Annotated in this window: 7 protein-coding genes; 3 read left to right on the top strand and 4 right to left on the bottom strand. The window is 59.0% G+C overall.

What is annotated here, in order from left to right; genetic code table 11:
* Positions 1–70 precede the first annotated feature (70 nt).
* Positions 71–649 (top strand): ribosome silencing factor, encoded by a 579-nt coding sequence (gene rsfS / locus M2103_RS05605; protein ID WP_277509283.1) that lies wholly within the window; start codon positions 71–73, stop codon positions 647–649.
* A 47-nt stretch (positions 650–696) separates the two neighbouring features.
* On the opposite strand, the gene M2103_RS05610 is transcribed toward rsfS, so the two are convergent.
* Positions 697–8,856 carry an immunoglobulin domain-containing protein gene (locus tag M2103_RS05610; RefSeq protein ID WP_277509284.1) on the bottom strand — a complete coding sequence of 2,720 codons (8,160 nt, stop codon included), beginning with the start codon at positions 8,854–8,856 and terminating at the stop codon, positions 697–699.
* A gap of 494 nt (positions 8,857–9,350) precedes the next feature.
* Here M2103_RS05610 and M2103_RS05615 point away from each other — a divergent pair, with 494 nt between their 5' ends.
* Entirely contained in the window at positions 9,351–10,061 is a 711-nt protein-coding gene (locus M2103_RS05615) for a tRNA-uridine aminocarboxypropyltransferase (protein ID WP_277509291.1), read from the top strand.
* On the opposite strand, the gene thrH is transcribed toward M2103_RS05615, so the two are convergent.
* From thrH to M2103_RS05630, 3 genes are all read right to left on the bottom strand, one after another.
* A complete protein-coding gene (gene thrH, locus M2103_RS05620; RefSeq protein ID WP_277509286.1) occupies positions 10,045–10,650 on the bottom strand; it encodes a bifunctional phosphoserine phosphatase/homoserine phosphotransferase ThrH in 606 nt (201 codons plus the stop codon). The two genes, M2103_RS05615 and thrH, sit on opposite strands and share 17 nt — an antisense overlap.
* A 124-nt stretch (positions 10,651–10,774) precedes the next feature.
* Entirely contained in the window at positions 10,775–11,251 is a 477-nt protein-coding gene (gene smpB / locus M2103_RS05625; protein WP_277509287.1) for an SsrA-binding protein SmpB, read from the bottom strand.
* Between the two features lie 117 nt (positions 11,252–11,368).
* Positions 11,369–11,572: a DNA-directed RNA polymerase subunit omega gene (locus M2103_RS05630; protein WP_108824435.1), complete on the bottom strand. Its 204-nt coding sequence runs from the start codon at positions 11,570–11,572 to the stop codon at positions 11,369–11,371.
* A 791-nt stretch (positions 11,573–12,363) separates the two neighbouring features.
* Between M2103_RS05630 and M2103_RS05635 the strand changes: the two genes are divergently transcribed.
* Positions 12,364–19,022: hypothetical protein (locus M2103_RS05635; protein WP_277509288.1), on the top strand; the 6,659-nt coding region annotated here is incomplete at its 3' end.

Genomic DNA, 19,022 nt, shown 5'->3' on the forward strand with positions numbered 1-19,022 from the left:
GCAAAAACATCCACTGCTCACACGCGCACGCCCGCCTTTCACTCACAGCACCACACACAACACCAATTGCATGAAATCCAAAACCGCCAAGCCCGCGAAAAAACGCACCGCAACCGCCGCCGCAAAAACCGCCCTCCCCGTCCCCCCGTTGCTTGAAATTGTGTGCCGCGCACTCGATGAAAAAAAGGCGGGCGAACTGCGCGTGCTGCGCGTGAGCGAGCAATCGTCAATCACGGACTATCTGGTCGTCGCCACCGGCACCTCCGAGCCGCACCTCCGCGCGCTTCGCGTGGAACTCGAAAAGGCAATCGACGCCACCGGCACGCACATCATCGGAATGGACACCGGCGAACCCGGCAGCGGCTGGCTGGTGATCGACGCCTTCGACGTGATGATCCACGTCCTCACGCAGGAAAACCGCGAACGCTACTCCCTCGAAAACCTCTGGAAGGACGCCAAGGAAATTTCCGTGAACGAATTGTTGGGCATTAAAAAGCCGAAAGCCAGGGCAACCAAGAAAGCCGTCAAATCAACAACAGCCAAACCCGCCGCAAAAAAGAAACCGGCCGCGAAAAAAACACCGGCAAAGAAAGCTCCCGCGAAAAAACCCGCCGCCAAGAAGCCGGCGCGCAAAAGGGCGGCAAAATAAACTCGGGCGGACGTCTTTTTAACAATCCGCCCGAAACGCACTGACGCTCACAACCGCCACCGGCCTCGCATTGCGACGAGGACACCCAGCGCCACTAGCAACCAGAGCGAAGGCGCTCCACCGCCGCCGCCACCGCCACTGTCGCTGTTGTTGCCAGAATTACCGCCCGTATTGGTGCCGCTGGTGGATGGATTGACCGTCACAGTAGCCGGATTGCTAGTGACGCTACCACCTTCATTGGAAACAATCACGCGATACTGGCCGGAATCGGTTGTGGTGTGGTTGTAGATTTTAAGCGAATTGGCATCAATCACGTAGTGATTCGAAGCGGTGATGTTCCCGCCGTCCTTTTGCCAGACGCTCGTCAGTGCGCCCGCGCCCGTTGCCGTGAATGTCAGCGTGAGCGGCCCGCCGACCCCTTGCGTGGCCGTGATGTTTTGCGGGTGTTTTGTGATCACGGGTGGTGAAACAGGAGCGTCGGTCGCACTTACCATCAGCGTGGTGACTTCGTTCGTGGCGAGGTTGAGCTTGCGGATGACGGAGTTGTTGGAGTCGGCGATGTAGAGGTTTTGATACGTGGAATCGAGCGCAAGCGCGGTGGGCTTGTTAAAGCGAGCGCTGGTGCCAGTGCCGTTGGAATACCCCGCCTGCCCGGCCATGCCCGCGAGCGTGGTAACGCTGCCGTAATTGTCCGCGCGCCGGATCGTATGGTTGCCGGTGTCGGCAACGTAAATGTGATTTGCGCTCGCGGCGATTCCAGCGGGACGGTTGAAGCGCGCCGCCGTGCCCGAACCATCAAGGGAGCCTGCCTGTCCGGTGAGTCCCGCAATCGTGTAGGTGTAGAAATAGGGTGGCGATCCGAATTCCGCATCATAATAGGTGATCCGGATTGTGTGGTTGCCAGTATCGGCGATGACGAGGCCTGAATTGCCGGGAATCTTTGCGAGCGCGGAAGGCTCCCTGTATCTGGCGTAACTGCCGTAGTCGTCTTCCGCTCCAGGCATGCCGGATGCGCCGGATATCGTGCTGAGCACGAGCCCGCTGCCAGTGTTATAAATGCGCGAGATCGTGTGTTTTTGTGTTTCGGTAATGAAAAGCGTGTCAGCGGGCGTGATGGTGATTCCGCTGGCATCGCCGAAATCATAGGTGTGATAAGCTCTGGAAACGCCTCCTGCTGTTGTGATTCGGCGCAGGGCATTGTTGCCGGTGTCGAGAACGTAAACAAGTTTGTCGGCTTGCGTGAACACGAGGCCCGTGGGGCTGTTGAAACGGGCGTTGGTGCCGGTGGTGGAATTCGCCGTGCCGGACTGGCCGACGGCACCGGCAAAGAGCGTGGCCTTGCCGGTGCTAAGCGTCACGCGATGAATGGTGTGCGCGTCAGCGTCGGAAACGTAAAGCGTGCCGCTGGCGATGAAGAGGCCGGAGGGCGTGGCGAAGATCGAGTCGATCACTGCGAGGCTTGTCGCGGCGGTCGTGAGGGCGGCGCCGATGCCATTTGAGACAACGCAGCGGTATCTGTAGCCGTTCATGGAGGCGGTGGCGTTGGAAAGCACGAGGCTGGCGGTGTTGGCGCCGCTAACAGTGCTGCCGTTGGAAAGGTTTGTCCATGCGCCGCCGCCATTGGTGGATACCTGCCATTGATAGGATGCGGGCGCGGGATTGGCGTCGATGCTCACGGAGAATGTGACGGAGCCGCCAATGACGCCAACTTGCGAGGTGACGGGGTTGTTTTGCACCGGCGCCCATTGCACGGTGAGCGAGGCGGCGTTGGTGGTGACGGAGCCGCATTCATTGGTGGCGACGAGGTGGTATTGGTTGTTGTTCATCGCGGCGCTGGTCGCGGCAATGGTGTGGGTCGCGTTTGTGGCTCCGTCGATGTCGGTCCATGTGAGTCCGGAATCGGTGGAAATTTGCCACTGCAATTCGGGTGCGGGAACGCCGTCGATGTCGGCGGTGAACGTTGCGCTCGCGCCGACGGTTACGGTTCGCGACGCGGGCTGCGCCATCACGACGGGTTGATACATGATGACGACCTTGAATGCCTGGCTTGTGACCGTGTCATGAATATTGGTGGCTGTGAAACGATACATGTTGCCGTCAATGGAGAGCGGGGCGTTGGTGATTTTGAGGACACCGTGCGCATCGATGCTGTGATTTGCGTCGGCGGCGAGGTTTGTCCATGTGGTCCCGTTATTGGTGGATATTTGCCAGGTGATCGTCGGGTCGGGCGTGCCGAGCGCGGGAGGTTCGATTGAGAGATTGTCGCCGAGATTAATATATTGATCCTCGATGCGATCACCGAGCACGGGCGCGTAGGCGGCGGAATAAGTCGCGGCGCTGGCGGCGACGCCGTCGAAGGTGCCGACATAAACATGGCCTCCGTCCTGCGTGGGTGTCACGGGTGCGTAGGCGGTGATTTGTGTGGATGAATCGACTGTGTATTGGTCGGCCTCGACACCGCCAAAATAAACGCCTGCGAGATTGTTAAAGTTGGAGCCGGTGATGACGACTTTGGTTTGCGCGGTGATCGCGGACGGCGAGAAGCCGGTGATCGCGGGCGGGGGCGGCGGGTCGAGGCGGATATCGCCGGTGGCGATGAAGAGGGTAAAGCCATGGCCCGAGGAAACGGCGTCCGCATTGGCGGCGACGCGGGCGTAAATGGATCCCGATACCAGCGTGCCATTGGCGAGCTGGCCGAAGGCGTTGTCACCAGCGGACCAAAGGGCACCGTCATTGTCGATGTAGAGGGAATGAGTGCTGCCGGCGGCCATGGCGCGGACATTTGTGGCCGTGCGGACAAATGAGGTGTTTCTATAAGCCGCGTGTCCATTGCCGAACTGTCCATAGTAATCGGCACCCGCCGCCCAGAGAGTTTGATCTGTTTTAAGCAAGAGGCTGTAGCCTCCCGCAGTGTCAATTTTGGAGCCATCGGCAGTCACTTGGATAAACGTCGAGGTCGAATACAGATCCCCGGCCCCAAAATGCCCGCTCGAATTGTAACCCGCGCCCCAGACAGTGCCGTCGTTTTTCAAAAGGAGTGTGTGCCCGTCGCAGGGAGCCACGGCCTGTGCGCCTGCGGATGCCGGCAATGGCACGCGACCCGCTTGGGGGTTGGATCCATCCACACCCAGACTTTGGAGGCTATTGCTTCCGATAGCCCATAGTGTGCCGGTGGTGTCGATATAGAAGGTGCCCCCGGGACTTGTCGCCGCCGTCCGGATGTTTGCGGCGATTTGCACTGGGGTATAACGTGAGGCTTGGCCTTGGTTGGCGAGTTGATTGTAATAGTTGCTGCCGACCGCCCAAAGCGTGTCGTCCTCCTTGATGAAGAGGCTGTGCGAGGTTCCTGCGGAGGCCTGCCGCGCGTCCGTGGCAATTTCCAACGGTTGGGCGCGGCTCGCAACGCCGCCGTCGCCGAGCTGTCCGTTGCTGTTGTTTCCCATGCTCCACAGGCCGCCGTCCGTCGTGACAAAAAGCGCATGCGCGTCGCCGGCGGAGGCGGACTTTACATTGCTGGCGACATGCACGGGCGTGGAGCTTTGCGACGCGCCTATGTCATCGACGCCGAGCGCGCCTCGGCTGTTGTCTCCCACGCCCCAAGTCGCGCCTTCATTATCCGTGAAAAAGATGTTGTTGTAGCCTGTAAACACCCGTGCCACTCGCGTTGCTACCATTATCGGCGTGGTGCGGGTGGCGGTGCCGTCCCCAAGCAAGCCGTAAGAGTTGCGGCCATTGGCCCACAATGTGCCGTCAGTTTTTATAAAGACACAGTGCTCCGAGCCGGCGGCGACAAATTGCACATCCGCCGCGGATTGCACGGGCGTTGTTTGTTGGTTGTTCCACGCATTGCCGTCGCCAAGTATACCGTAATAATTGTGCCCCATGCCCCATAGTGTGCCGTCGGTTTTTACAAAATGGCTATGGTTGCCGGATGCCGCCACGGCTTTCACGTTGGTCGTGATTTGCGCGGGCGTGTGACGGGGGATGGTAGTGCCGTTGCCAAGCTGGCCGTATCCGTTATCACCCATGGCCCAAAGCGTGCCGTCGTTTTTTATATACAATGTGTGATAATTGCCGGTCGCGACGGACGTTACTCCGGAGGCAACCTGCACGGGCGAAAGGCTGTCGACAATAGTGCCGTTGCCAAACTGTCCGCTGCCATTGTAGCCCATGGCCCAGAGCGTCCCGTCTGTCTTGATAAAGACACTATGATAGGCGCCGGCGGACACCATGGACACGTCGCCAGCCACTTGAATCGGAGTGGGCGTCGCACCGTAATCGGTTTTGGTGCCGGTTCCAAGCTGGCCATAGGCATTATATCCCATGGCCCAGAGTGTGTTGTCGTTTTTGATAAAGAAACTGAAATTTTCCCCTGCCGCCACCGCCCGGACGCCCGTGGCGATTTGCACGGGCATGGCGCAACTGGTGGTGGTGCCGTTGCCAAGCTGACCGTATGAATTGGCACCCGCCGCCCAAAGAGTTCCATCTGTTTTTAAAAACAGTGTGTGCTCCCAACCCGCGGCAATTGCCTCGATATTTGGCATGATTTCCCTTGGATAATAATAGACGTTTTTAGGAATAGGCATACCAAGCTGCCCCTGCGTATTGCTGCCGGCCGCCCACAGTTCGCGCACCTCGGAGCCCGCCGCCTTTTGGATAAGCGTATGGCGGAATCCGGCGATGCTTATTACTGCGGTGCGCGCAGTTGGAATGGGGTTTGGCGCAACGGTAACTTCCAAATATCCATTATACGAGCCTTTGGTGGGCGAGAGCGATATCCACGGCGCGGCGGTGTCCGCATCGACGGTCCAACTGGTGTGGCTGCGCACCCACACGCGGTAAACAAGGCGGGCGGGGCCGATTTCTTTTGTCATAGGATGGATGCCAGTCGCCTCGCTGTCATTCAAGGCGAGCACCGTGAGGAGGGCCTCACGGCTGGTTGCGGATCCCGCCTTGTTTGTCGCGGTGACAGTGTAAACGCCGGCATCGGCGGATTGAGCGTCATTAATTGTCATGCTTGCGCCGGTGTGGCTGATGGAGGCGCCGTCCTTTTGCCACTGGTATGCGGGCGCGGGCAGGCCTGTCGCGGCAATCGAGATTGTCACCGAGCGTCCCGCGTAGACGGCTTGGCTTTCCGGCTGCCTTGTAAAGACGGGCGCGACGGCGGGATCTACAGTGACGGTGATTTCCGCGCTCCAAGTGGTGCCGGAGGGATTGGTCGCGGCGAGTTTATACACGCCGGCGTCGGCAAGGGTCGCGTCGCCCTTGCTGAGCGAGGTGCCTTGGGCGCCGGAAACCGGCTGCCCGTCCTTATACCATTGATAGGTTGTGTTGCTTACCGAGCTGACGTTACAGGAGAGACTGAGGGTTTCGCCTTCGACAATCCCCATGTTTCCGGCGCTCCGGTTGCTGATCACGGGCAAGGCGGGCATGTTGACTGTGAGCGTGCCGCTGTTGCTCAGCACCGAGCCCGCGGCATTCCACACCCGCACGGCGTAGGCGCCGGCATCCGTCATTTGCGGATTATATACGTATAAATAGTAGGAGGTGGCCCCCGAATAATGCGAGGAGGAGACAAGGTCCTCGCCGTCCTTCATCCATTGGTATTTTACCCCGACACCGCTCGCATGCGCATAAAAATAGGCGCTGTAATCTCCCGCTGTGGCGCTGCGGTTTGACGGGTGCGAGGTAATCACCGGCAGGCTTGGCAGCGTTATTGTGACAACGGCCTCGTTGCTGAGCACGCTGCCGCCCTGATTTGATACGCGAACCCTGTAGCGCCCGAAGTGCTCCGGCGTGTAATCATATATATACAAACGGCTCGACGTGACTCCGGAATAATGCGACGAGGCTTGCAACTCCACGCCGTCCTTGAGCCATTGATAGGTAAACGAACCGCTGCCCGTGGCCGAAACATAAAGCGAAATAGACGACGAATTTCCAGCCACGCTGGTGACATCGGCGGGATGCGTGGTGATTACCGGAGGCGGTGGGAGCGTGATTGTGATTATGGCGGGGTTGCTCACGGTTGTGCCGCCGGCATTGGTTATCTTTACCGTATAACTGCCGGCGTCGGAGGCGACCGGTGTGTAGATGTAAAGGTTGGCGCCTGTTGCTCCGGAGACGCGCGATGAGTTGACAAGGTCCACGCCGTCCTTTTGCCACTGGTAGCGCAGGGTGCCCGCGCCCGTGGCATTTACATAAAGAGAGAAGCTATAATCGGTAGTTGCAACGGTCTTGGATTGCGGGTGCGTGGCGATTGTCGGCGGAGGCGGGGCGACAATTGATATGGTCGCCGCGTTGCTCGTGACTTCGCCGCCGGCGTTGCGGACTTTTAGTGTATATTGTCCGGCGTCAGACTCCGTCGGGGAGAGAACGGTGAGCGTCGCGCTGGTGACATCCGGATGCTGCGCGTTGGAAACGAGATCCACACCGTCCTTCTGCCATTGGTAGCGGAGCGTGCCACCGCCGCTCGCGGCGGCTGTCAGCGTGAAGCTGGCGTCCTCCGTGGTGGCGGTTTTGGATTGCGGGTGCGTTGTTATCGTTGGCGCGGCAATTGCCGACACCGTGCTCCCAATGAGTGTGTATTGTCCGGCGCTTCCGTAAACCGGATAGCCTTCATGCATGCCGTCACCGTATGCCGCGCCTTTCAATTTTATATAATATTTGCCCGCGCTGAGTTTTTTCTCGATGAGCGCATCAAGCGCGAGCGAAGGATTGTCGGATGCAAGCACCGCGCCAGTGGCGTTTTGGAGCTGCATGGAGATGTCGAGCTTGGGCACGACATCGTTCGGCGCGGCGGAAAAGGACACCGTTTTTTCAGTGGAGAGCGTGAAGGTGAACCAGGCCTCGTGCGCGCTTGTTGTGATCACGCCTTGCTTGGTTGTGTTGCCCGACGCGGGAATCGCGATCGTGGTCGCGGTGGCGCGGGTTTTGCCGACGCCGTCGTTGTAATAGGTTATGCCGTTTGTCGCGCTGGTGATGATCGCGAGGTCGTCCTCGGTGTTGCTGGCGTAGGCGTATTCGCCTTTGCTCCATTGATTCACGTTTCTATAGGACGGATTGCCCATGATCGGCCCCCAGGACATCGCGCCCGAGCCGTGACCGCCGAAATATTCCTGACGTCCGCGCGGGCTGGAGGCGCTGAGGCCGTCGTGCATGAGACCGAGCGTGTGGCCGAGCTCATGTGCGGTGACGAGCGGGATGTAGGAATACCACGAGGGCACGAATATCCAGCATGGTGTGTCGTTTGCAAACATGCTGCCGGCCCTCGCAAAGCTGTGCCGAAACGCGACGCCGCGCGTGCCTGTTGAGTTGGTATACCATTGATAGGTTGGCGTGATGATGCAACGCATGCGCTTGCCGGCGGGCATGGCGGCGTAGCGCGCGGGATCGGTTGTGACGTCGATGTTGAACGGGCTGTAGGCTTCGGCGACGCCCTTCCAAGCTTCCTCGATTTGAGCCTCGGTGAGATTTGCGGCGGCGGCGTTGATCGTGACACCGCTGTTCCAGTAGGGATCGGTGACGGTGGCGCCGTCGAAGTCCAGATAAAGAACCGCGGGCGCGGATGGGCGGCTGCTGCGGATGGGAACGCTCGCCAACGCCACGGGCGCATCGGCGGTAGCGGCGGCGAATGCTTGCGCACTATCCGGAGCGCGACCGGCATCATCGGGGTTCTCGGGAGGATCTTCGTAAGGATGGCAGATCACATCGGAGAGGGCGGAGGCTTCGATGTGAGAGAGGCCGCGCTGCGCGCCGGGTTCGATGGTGTAGGCGAGTTCGACATCGCGCAGGAGAATCATGCCCATGAGCCGGGATTGCTGGTCGAGCGCGAGAGCGAAAGAACCATTGGTTTTGTCGGGCAACGAACCGCCGAGGCGAAGCACGCCGTTGTCGTTTTGGACGAGGTTTACATGCCCGCGCGTGATTTCGCCGTTGGGAAGCGCGAGTTCAATGTCGTCGCCCGCCTTGACATTGGGGAGCGAAACGGCGGACGCGCTTGTGTCGAGATCGGCGACAATAACCGCATGCGTTGCGTGCGCATGATGCGCGTCATCCGAATGAACCGCGGACGCGGGCGGTTCGACATTGCGCGGCGTGAGTTGCCAAAGCGCGTCCGCGGCGAAGGTCTTGGGCGCTTGTTGTGGCGACTGAAAACCAGGCTGCGCCGGCGCCGCGAGATCGGTTTGCGTTATCACTCCGGACACGGGCTTCGTTTGCGTTACGGTTGGCGTAGTTCCTTGTTCCCGGCTGACAAGGAGCAAGACAGCGATGACGACAATGATCGCACAAACGGCAAGACCGGCGATTTTAATGCATACGCGTTTCATGAGAAAATGGCCGCGATTGCGGCATGTTGAGATTAGGGTTTTGGGGCGGTTTTATGGGAGGCCGAAACAAAGATGCTGACACTTTCCGATTCGGGCAGAAAAACTATTGCGCCACCCACGAAACGGAAGCCTAAAAAAAGTGTGGTTGGCGGACGAAGCACAACCCTTTGAACACATCAAAAAATGCCGAGTCTGTTGCACGCCTGAAGGAATTATATCTTGAACAGGATGCCCGTCTTGCGCGGATCCCGGATTTTAGACTCAAGCCGCGTTTCCAGAATGCGGGGTGGATGCGGGCCTGAATCGCGCGCCGCAGGTTCCGCTTGCGCCGCGCGGCGTGTTTCGCGCTACTTTGAAACATGTCCCGCGAAATGTGTTACCGCTGCTTCTGGCCGAAGGCGCAATGCTGGTGCCCGAGTATCCAACCAATGGATACTCGCACGCGCTTTGTGTTCCTGATGCACCCGAAGGAGTTCAAGACGGAGAAGGCCAACACGGGACGCCTCACGCATCTTTGCCTGCCCAACAGCAAGATATATATGGGGGCCGAGTTTGATTCGCACGAGGAGGTGCGTGAACTTTTGCGCGATCCCCGGTATTATCCCGTGCTCGTTTATCCGGGGCCGGCGGCGGTCAATCTTTCGCAGCCGCAAACCGCCCTCTCCACTGAATCACTCGGCGGCCGCACGCTGCTCGTGCTGTTGCTCGACGCCACTTGGGCGGGCGCGCGCAAGATGCTTCGCCTTTCGACAAGCCTGCAGCGCCTGCCGCGAGTCATGTTCACACCGACCACGCCAAGCCGCTATGTCATCAAACAGCAACCGCAGGAGGGCTGCCTTTCCACGCTTGAGACCGTCCACGAGTTGCTGCTCGCGCTCGAGCGCGCCGGGCTCGACACCTACTCGAAACCCGATCAACTGCTGACGCTTTTCCAGCGCATGCAGGATTTCCAAATCCGTTGCGCCAACGACCCCTCGCTGCCCAGTTATCGCAAAAAACCCTACGGCGATCCGAAGACGCGCACCGTTTCAAAACGGCGGGTGTATATAAAGCGGGAGCGCGACCCTACAGCTCGGCCTTGAACGCGGCGAGCAGTTGCTCGTAAGTGTCGAACGCGCGAAATTGCGGGAAGCGGTCGATTACGTTTTGCGGCGCGTGGAATAGAAATCCGGTTTCGGCCTCGCCGAGCATCGTGGTGTCGTTGAACGAATCGCCGGCGGCAATCACGCGATAATTCATCGCCTTGAGCGCGGCGACCGCCTTCTGCTTTTGCTCGGGCGTGCGGATTTGATAATCCACAATGCGGTCGCTCTCAACGATGAGGCGGTGGCAGAGCAGCGTCGGCCAGTTGAGCTGGCGCATCAGGGGCTGCGCAAATTGCTCGAATGTGTCCGACAAAATCAGCACTTGGGAAAGCGTGCGCAGCTCGTCGAGAAATTCCCTGCCGCCGGGAAGCGGGCTGAGCGTGGCGATCACGTTTTGAATGTCGGATAGTTTCAAGCCGTGGCGGTCGAGGATTTCGAGCCGGCCGCGCATGAGTTTGTCGTAGTCGGGTTCGTCGCGCGTGGTGCGTCGCAGCTCGGGGATTCCGGTTTTTTCGGCAACGGCTATCCAGATTTCGGGAACGAGAACGCCTTCGAGGTCGAGTGTGATGATCGCTTGTTTTTTCACGCGGGGCCGAGTGTTGAAAACGTAGCGCGGGCTGCCAAGCCTGCTTTGCGCGGTTTGAAAACAAAAAATAGCCGGGGATTGGCGGCTTGTGCCGCAAAAATCATCCCGAACGGAACACCCTGCCCTACCTTCTGCGTTTCCAGATTTTTTCCACCTCGCGCATCTCGGCTTTTCGTTTGAGGTCGTCGCGCTTGTCGAAGAGCTTTTTGCCGGAGCAGACGGCCATTTCCACTTTCACGAGGCCTTCCTTGAAATACATGCGCAGCGGCACGAAGGCGCGTCCGGCGACCTGGATTTCCTGCGCGATTTTGCGAACCTGGTGCTTGTGCAGAAGGAGTTTTCGGATGCGGCGCGCGTCGTGGTTCCAAATATTGCCGAACGAGTATTCCTCGATGTATGCGTTGTGGAGCCAGAGCTCGCCTTTCTCAAACCGTCCGAAGGCGTCGTTGATCTGGGCCTTTCCGGCGCGGATGGATTTCACCTCGGTGCCGCGCAACGCGATGCCGCACTCGTAGCGTTCCTCTATAAAATAATCGCGCCCCGCCTTGGCGTTGCGGATTTCGGTGTGGCGGGGAGTTTCTTTTTTGCGGGCGGCTGACATGGCGCAGTGTGCTTTCCTAATGGTTCACGCCTTTGCCCGACGATGATTTATTGCCGCAGCATGGATGCGGATTGTGCGCAAACACGTTGGGTTTGCGCGCGGCGGCAGGGGGAGGCGTCAGACGTTTTTGGCGACTTCGTAGCTGATTTTGCCTTCAATGATTTCACGCAGCGCGAGGTCCTCAGGTTCGAGTTTTTCGAGCGACTCGACCAGCGGACGGCTGCCGTGCTTGAGCTGTTTCACGCGGCGCGACACCACGTTGATGAGCACGTTGGGATCGGTGATGACCTTTTGGGCGTCTTTTAAATATTCGTCTCTCATGGCTGGACTTTGGCTCTGGTGAAAACCGCCTAGCAGATGGTCAACGCCTCCGCGCGTCAAGGGTTTTTACCGCGCCGACATTTCTGCGCGGCCCGATTACGCCGGGTGCGAAGCACGGGGCCTCTCGGCATGGTCGCAACCGAAGCGCGGAAAGCCCTTGTGTGACGCAAAATCACAGTTCCGTCCTTGGGGTTTCTCCGGTGCATAAGCCTTGCGCCGCAAATGAGGCGGGGGATGTGAACACTTTGTCAGAGCTGGTTACCCTTATCCCTTTTGAAAGCACCGATTTAAGCGCAATCTCAGACGATTTTTTTTTGAAAAAAACAACACCAGTTCTTATTGTTGATTATTTACATAAAAAATTGACAGGCAGTTGAGTTTTTTATCTCATGCATCATATAATTAAATGCCGGTAAACGGCTGTCGCAATTCCGGCACAAAACTGAACCCATACAGGTGCTACATATTCGGAGTGGTGCATTGTAAATGTAATTAAATACACAGCAACAAGATATATAATTCAGGTAAATCTGTAAAAATAACATAAAAAACATCACGCCACCTTGACATGATGCCCGAAAATGCGGGGCATGAATTGAGAATTCTAGTCGGTTAAGGCCTTCGTTTCAAATAAGCCTCAAATTCCATAATTTGTTAACAGACAAGGCGAAACATCAATTTTAACACTGAAAACCATGAATAAGAACCCTGTTGCCATACGTTCGTATGGGTCTATTGAACGCCATCTGCCAGCGCTTGTGTTTGGCGTGCTGGCTTGCTTGTCCGCATCCATGCTTCAAGGGCAGGTTTCCGGCACTTTTACCGGAAGCGGCACAAACTGGGGTGACACCGCCAACTGGGCCGGGGGCAACACGCCCGGATCAGCCGCCGGCGACACCGCCCTGTTCAACGCCTCCTCGAACGCCTCGCTCGCCAACAAGACCATTTCGCTCGGCTCGGCGCGCACCATCGGCACGCTCAATGTCATCGGGCCCAATTCGGTCAATCTGGCCCGCTTTCTGACCATCGGCTCGACCTCCTCGCCGTTGCTCATTTTTGACAACGGCGCATCGTCCGCCGTCATCAATCTGGCGGGCGGCTTTAACCTGCGATTTGACGCCAACATAGTCGCATACAGCAACCTCGTCATTAATAACAACAGCGCGGTTCTCGGCAAAATCTCCATCCTCGGCGCGCTCAATGCGGGCTCCAGGTCCGTCACTTTTTATAACGATACCAGCTCGGCCGACATCACCGTGTCCGGCGCGCTGACCGCCGGCTCGATCATAAAGAACGGCGAGGGAAAGTTGATTCTCAACTCCGCGTCACCCGCGTCAATCACCGGCCCGGTCACTCTCAACAATGGCGCCATTGTCATCGGTGGCGACAACGTCCTCGGCACCGGGGTTTTCACGATTGGGGCAAATGGCTACGAGAAAAGGATCTCCCTCTCCGGCAGCATCAGCCGCACGCTTTCCAATTCGCTGGATATTTCCGCGTCCGACCTCGTTGTCAGCCGCGAGGATATCAACACGGCGAAAGGCCTTGCCACGCTCACCTTCAATCCGACCGCCGCTTCGCTTACCAGCATCGGCAGCGGCACCCGCACAATCACGGTTGACGCCTTTACGGGCCTGGCGTTTGGCGCGAACCAGTCGTTTAGCGGCGGCACACTCGTCAAGCGGGGCTCGGGCGTGCTCACGCTCGGCGGCGCGGGCAGCACGTTTTCCGTGCTCGATGTGCGCGCGGGCACGGTGGTCGGCTATATTGGCGGCGCGGCGGTGACCATCGGCGGCGGCGCGGGTCTTTTCGGCTCGGGCACCATTCGCGTTGATGGAGGCAACAGCGTGCTTGAGGTTCGCGGCGCCAGTGCGTCCAACACGCTCAACATCATCGACGGGGCGCACATCTCGCTCACGGACGAGGCGACTTTCCGCCTCACCAACGCCACGCTCGGGCTGCTCGGCGGCGTCATCGATCTCGGGAGCAGCGGTGTTTTCGATTATCAGGGCAATGTCATACTCGGCAGCACTTCGATTTTGGGCGCGCCTGCCGCGGGTTTCGATTTTGCGGGCAATGTTGCGTTTCACGACAGCCTCAACGGCATCGCCTCCAACACCGGCTATCGCATCAACCTCACCGGCTCGGGCACGCAAGTGATATCGCGCACGGCAAACGGCCCGGTCACTGTTTCCGGCACGCTCGTCAAGACCGGTTCGGGCGAGGTCGTGCTCGACACCAGCATCACATCGTTCAACACCGCCAAGGATTTCCAGCTCGCGAACGGCATGCTCACCCTCACGCAAGCCAGTCAGCTCGGTTCCGCGCTCGCGTTTTCCGGTTCGACGGCATCGCTCAATCTCGGCGGCAACAACCAGGTGCTCGGCGGGGTGAAAGTTGGCTCCGGCGCGTCGGCGCTCATTTATCTCGGTGGCGATGTGCTCACCTCCACAACGCTCGGCCTCGGCACGCTTGCCTTTGGCGACAACGCCTCGATCCTGCGCATCCGCGACTACACCTCGTCGCAGATTTCCCCGGCCAATTACGACGTGGTGACCACGACCAGCGGCGGACTCACGGCCCAGCAACTCGGCCAGATCTGGTTTTACGGTTACAACAAGGGCGCGAGCTACACGGGCGGCGTGCTTGCGCCCGACAACGGCCTGCTTGACAGCGAGTGGAATAACAGCGCCGGCACGCGCGCCTGGCATGACGCCGGAAACTGGGTTGGCGGCGACGAGTTCAACATCCCAAATTCCCCGGGCGCGATCGCGCGCTTCGGTTCCCTCGCGGGCAATTTGAAAAACATAACCGTGACCATGAACGGCGGTGTCACCATAGGGCAGTTTTACAACACCGGCGGCCCGGATTTTCTCTTAAATAACGGCACCCTGACTTTTGACAGTGGGATCACGGGTTCCGCGGCGATCTGGGGCGGCAACCAAAGCACCTCCGTTCTCAGTGGCGCGAGTGTTGTCCTGAAGAGCGACCTCGTTTATCAGAATACGTCCGGCGGCACCCGCTTGAGGGGAATTGTCAGTGATGATTTTGAGACATCCGGCATCGCGCGGACAATCACGGTGGAACAGGGCGGGCTCGGTTTCTGGCGCCATGAGAACACCTTTTCTGGCGGCATCGTGATCAAGAACAACGCGCTTGTTTCCATTTACGACGAAACCAGCAGCGGCCGCCTGGATGGAAACTGGCTGGGCACGGGAGCCATCACCATCGAGGGCAGCGGCAGGATTCGCGGCTATAATTCCTCATCGAGCAATGAAACCTCCAGTTACATGCGCCGGATCACGAACCAGCTCATTCTCAATGGCAACCTCACCGCCGGCTCCATCTACTTCGATTACGCCGGCGATGTGGCGTTAAGCGCCAACCGCACGATCACGGCAAACTGGTCAACCGCGACATCCGCGTATCAGCGCCACTCGGTTACCTTTGGCGAAAATCTCAATTTCACCGGCGCCGGCGGCCTCACGCTTAACGGCGCCTACGGTAAACGCCTCATGAGCGGCAACAACACCTTCACCGGCGGGTTATCGGTTACGGGAGGCGCCCTCTGGGTCGCCGCCGGCAACAATGATGTCGTGCTCGGGGCACTGAGCGCGGGCAGTAACTACCTCGGCACGGGCAACGTCACGGTCAATGGCGGCAGCATTTACATAAACACAAGCGGAAAGATTATCCTCAATGATTCAACCAAAACGCTGACATTAAGCAGCGGTTATTTTGGTCATCTGGCCGAGAATGGCATTTACCTGAGCGGCATGAAGATCGTCGGCGGCAATGGCTCGATACGAACCGACCGGGGCCTGTATTTCGACGGCTCGCAGATCGACAACAATCTCAATATCATTTTTTACGGGACTTCTCCCTTTATTGCATCCACGGGCAGCGACATTTACAGCGGCGACATTGTGATCAACCAGCTCACCAAGGGCGAATCAGGCAGCGGCTATCTGGATTCCACGATAAACTCGCTCACGGCAAAACTGGTGAACGCCAACTCCGGCCGGTTGAGCCTGGGGAAGGACAACCAGCTTATTGCCAACACACTCAGCCTGGGCGGCGGCATCTTCAATGCGGCCGGCTTCACCAACAGCGGCATCGACACGCTGCATCTGAAAGCCGACTCCACCTTGAGCCTGGGCGACACCGGCAAACTCACTTTTAACACCGTGGGCACGGGCACCTATTGGTCGGCCAACGCCACCCTGATCATTCAAAACACAGACGGCGCATGGTCGAAATTGGCGACGGCCGATTCCTATGTCCGCTTTGTTACGGACATTGAAAGCATCCTTGGCACCAAACTCTCCAACATCGCCTTCACCGGCTACGACAACGGCGCAAAAGTGGAGGTCGGCGACAGCGGCCACTACTACCTCCTGCCTAATGCCTCGCAAACCAATGAATGGAGCGGGGCCGGCAACGATAACCTCTGGAGCAATTCATTAAACTGGGCTCTGGGCTCTGTCCCGTCCGTCGCGGGCGACAGCGCCTCCATCCGCGATCTCGATTCCGCCATCTCCGGAAAAACCATCGCCGTGGATGGCGCCCACAGCCTCGGCACACTCAACCTCCAGGCTGGCTCTTCCTTCACCCTCGGCGGTTCGGGAACACTTATTTTCAATAACAACGGGTCCGACGCCCATATCAACATCGGCGGCTCGGGCTTGAAATACGTCAGCGCGGCGTGGGAACTGGCCGACAACACGGAGCTCAATATCGGCATGCTCAGGGCATCGGGAGCCTTGGAAATGATGAACACGCTAAGCGGCGCCGGAAACCTGGTTGTTTCCACGCCCGGCAACGTCGCTGGCCTGCGCGTGCGCGGAAACAATGCCGGCTGGGCGGGCGACCTCGAGTGGGCAAGCAGCGCCGTGCGCATCCAGATTCTGGGCAACGGCAAGGTTTTGACCGACTCGGGCAAGTTCATCATCGGCACGGCGGCGACAGCCTCCTCCACCTACGAAATCGAGGCTGTGAACGCCACCCGCTCCGTCACCCTGTCCGGGGGTTATCAACTCAACAGCAATCTGTTAGTAAGACGAACCTCGAACTCCAACGGCGTGAACAACGAGCCTTCGGTCTTCAGAAGCCTGACATTTGCGGGCGCCGGCGAACTTGCCGGCACGGGCCAACGCACCATCAACGTGGAGTGGGACGACACGGGATCCCGCCCCATCTTCAAACTGGACGGAGTCATCTCCGGCGCGGGCGGCATCAATAAAACAGGGAAGGGAACAATGGAACTGACCTCCACAAACACCTTCGAGGGCGATTTCAAATGGACGGACGGGTATCTCCGCCTGGGCGCGGACGAGGCGATTGGCAAGGGCACATTCAACATAACCAATAACAACGGCGCACAGTATGTCCAAATCTCGAAGGCGGGCGGCACCATCACTCTCGGAAACAGGCTCCAGGTGGATTCCGGCAGCCGCTATCTCAACCTCAGCGGGGCGATCATATTCGACGCCGACAGCTCGGTCGTTGGCAACAGCGTGCTCACCGGCCGCCTGTTTGGCTACGGCGGCTCTTACAACGGCGCGGCCCCCATGCTCGTATTCGGCGAAAAACACGTCCTTACCGGCGTCGGCGGCATCGGCACCGAGGGCATCACCTCCTCACTGACCTACCGCTTCCTCGGCGGCGAAAACACATTCGCCGGCGGCATCATCACAAGCCTTGAGGCAAGCACCGGTTTCATTGATATCGGCGCCAGCTCGACGCAATCCGGCGGCCTTGTGACCAAAGGCCCCCTAGGCACCGGCACGTTGAAACTCGCCAAGGGTGGCATCCGCGTTTACAGCGACAACGCCAGCGTCACATCGCAGACGCTGGGCAATGTGATAGACTTGGGCGCCCACGAAGGCCTCTATTTCACCACAATCTCCGGAAACAGCGCAAATCGCCTGATCCTCTCCGCCAACGAACTCCAGTTGCGCGACATCGCCACCACCTTCCGCATTGAAAGCGCCGACTCCGCCACCCCCGGCGTGTTGCAGATCGACTCGAAAATCGTGGACCACGCCAGCGGCAGCCAAGATTTCATCAAAACCGGCGGCGGCGTTCTCGAACTCACCAACTCGGCCAACGAAATCTCCGGCGGCATCCGCAACCGCGCCGGCACCGTGCGCATCTTAACGGATGCCGCCGCCTTCACCTTCGATCAAAGCGCCGTGACAGGCTTTGGCACCGGCACCCTCAAAACGGAAACAGCCGACGGCGCCTTTGAAATCCAGGCCACCATGGACGGAGCGACCGTTACCCTCGACGGCACCGGCAAAATCGAGCTCAACAACAGCGGACGCTTTCTGGTGAGCGGCAGCAACATCACGACCATTCTCAAGAACGGAGGCTCCCTCTCCAGCACCGGGCTCGCCGGCCAGGAAGGCGTCCTCGTCGCCGACCGCCTGCAAAGCACCAATTACACCCTCGGCGTGAAACTCAACACCGACAACTGGACCCTCAACGCCGGCACGGTCACCCTTGCGCGCTCCAACCTTCTCGCCGACGCGCGGGACATCTATTTCACCGACAACAGCCGCCTGAACATCAACCAAACCGCGCAAACGATCAACGGCGCGATCCACGTATCCGGCAGCGCGATCATCGACGTTTCCGGCGGCTCCGCGCACAACCCCGTCTCAATCCTCACCGGGAACATATCGGTCAATGAAACCGACAGCCTGCTGACATTCCTCGGATGGGACGCCGACCCGATCTCCGGACTTGGCTCCACGCTCATACGCTCGAGCCTGGTTGAAGGCGCGGTTATCAATGGCGTGAAACTCGGGAGCAATGCGGCGACCTCCGTCGTGGTTCAGCGCAACCACAATGGCATCCGCGTGCTCCTGCCCTTTGACGATATTTTTGTTTGGGATGGCGCGGCCAGCGACTCCGAGTGGAACACGGACAACTGGATGAAGCAGAACGGCCTGCACCTGCCCGATGCGCAACCCAATGCAAAAGGCGCGCATGTCACCTTCAACACCGAGCTCGCCAACCTCAACGGCACGACCATCACACTGCCCTCCTCGCGCTATCTCAACAATTTGGTCTTTGCCGGCGGATCAAACACACCCTACGCAATCGGCAACCTCGGTGGCGCCTCGTTGGTTTTCCAAGGGCTGACCGCCGACGCATCAGGCTTTATCGTGCAAACCGGCGTGAGCGACGTCACCATCAACGCGGGCATCCAGCTCGAATACGACACCACGGCCGGCAAGGGGAAGAACCTCGCCATTGAGCAAAACGGCGCGGGCCGGCTCATCTTCAACAGCAAGATCGAGGGCCCCGATTCCATCGTGACAGTGAGCGGCACCGGCGCGGGCGCGGTTGTGTTCAACGCCGCGAACATGTTCAGCAAGGGCTTCGTCATCGAAGGCGGCGAGGTGCATATCGGCGCCGACAGGCTCAACGACGGGGACGGCGG

The organism is Ereboglobus sp. PH5-5, assembly GCF_029504805.1.
GTDB lineage: Bacteria > Verrucomicrobiota > Verrucomicrobiia > Opitutales > Opitutaceae > Ereboglobus.